This window comes from Gryllotalpicola sp. CP2-P1, from assembly GCF_057512245.1.
On record NZ_JBLRDT010000356.1, the window covers coordinates 1 to 1,522 of the forward strand.

The following is a 1,522-nucleotide window of genomic DNA, read 5'->3' on the forward strand; positions in this document are numbered from 1 at the left end:
CCGCCGTCGCCGGCCGTCGCGGGACCCCCGGAGCCCGGGCGGAAGATGAGCAGCAGAACGCCCGCGATGATCGCGAGCAGGATCAGGAGCACCATGAGGCGTCGACGCCGGTAGACGGCGGCTGATCTGCGGCCGACGGGGTGGTGGGGCGTCGACATGTGCGCAGGCTATCCCGACCGTGCTACTGTCCCTGGCATGCACACGCGCCTCGCCCAGAACTGGTGGCTCGCCTCTTAGGCGAGCCGACGCGTGACCACACGACGACCGCCTCTCGGGGCGGTCGTTTCGCGTAGCGGGGCGAAGGTCCCGACCGGCGGCAGACCACGAGGACTGCCATGGACCACCCCCTGCTCTCACGCATCGCCGCCTCAGACGGCGAACTCCCCTTCGCGCTGCTGCGCCGCCACGGCGGCCCCGACGTCGAGGTGCTCACCGGCGAGGTCGTCGACGTCGACCGGCTCGCCGACATCCCCCTCGACGGGCGACCCGTGCTCTCGGCCGTGCCGTTCCGGCAGGTGCGCGAGCGCGGGTTCGCCGCGCACGACGACGGCGCGCCGCTGCGCAGCCTGATCGTCAGCGAGAGCGAGCGGATGCCCCTGCTCGACGTGCTCGCCGCGCTGCCCGCCGTGCCCGCGCCCGCGGAGGCGCAGGGGTTCGACGTGCCCGATGAGGAGTACGCGCGCATCGTGCGCCGGGTGATCGACGACGAGATCGGGCGGGGCGAGGGCGCCAACTTCGTCGTCAAGCGCTCGTTCGTGGGGCATACGGATGCCCCGGCCGTACCCGCCCTGCTGTCGTGGTTCCGCGCCCTGCTCACCGACGAGTCGGGTGCGTACTGGACGTTCGCCGTGCACCTGCCCGGCGGCCGCGCGCTGTCGATGGTCGGGGCGACCCCCGAGCGCCACCTCTCGGTGCGCGACGGCGTCGCGATGATGAACCCGATCAGCGGCACCTACCGGCACCCCGCGGGCGGCCCCACCCGCGCCGGCGTGCTCGACTTCCTCGCCGACGTGAAGGAGAGCGAGGAGCTCTTCATGGTCGTCGATGAGGAGATGAAGATGATGAGCGCGGTATGCCCCGCGGGCGGCCGCATCCTCGGGCCCTATCTCAAGCAGATGTCGCGCCTCACCCACACCGAGTACCTGCTCGAGGGCCGCACCTCGCTCGATGTTCGCGAGGCCCTGCGGCGCACGATGTTCGCGCCGACCGTCACGGGCTCGCCGCTGCAGAACGCCTGCACCGTGATCGCACGACACGAGCCGAAGGGGCGCGGCTACTACGCGGGCGTGCTCGCGCTCTTCGAGCCGAGCGCAGCGCCGGTCGACTCGGCGCAGCCTGCCGCGCTGGTCGACTCGGCGCAGCCTGCATCGCTGGTCGACTCGGCGCAGCCGAATGGAGACCGGCACAGCTACGCCCTCGATGCGCCGATCCTGATCCGCACCGCATACCTCGGCGAGGGCGGCCGCATCGAGGTTCCGGCCGGGGCGACGCTCGTGCGGCACTCGACCCCGGAGGGCGAAGT

General features: G+C 72.3%; 1 protein-coding gene. It reads left to right on the top strand.

What is annotated here, in order from left to right; all coding sequences use genetic code 11:
* Positions 1-335: 335 nt before the first annotated feature.
* Positions 336-1,522 (top strand): chorismate-binding protein (locus tag ACM2XV_RS15170; protein ID WP_487027544.1); only part of this gene is annotated, 1,187 nt, incomplete at its 3' end.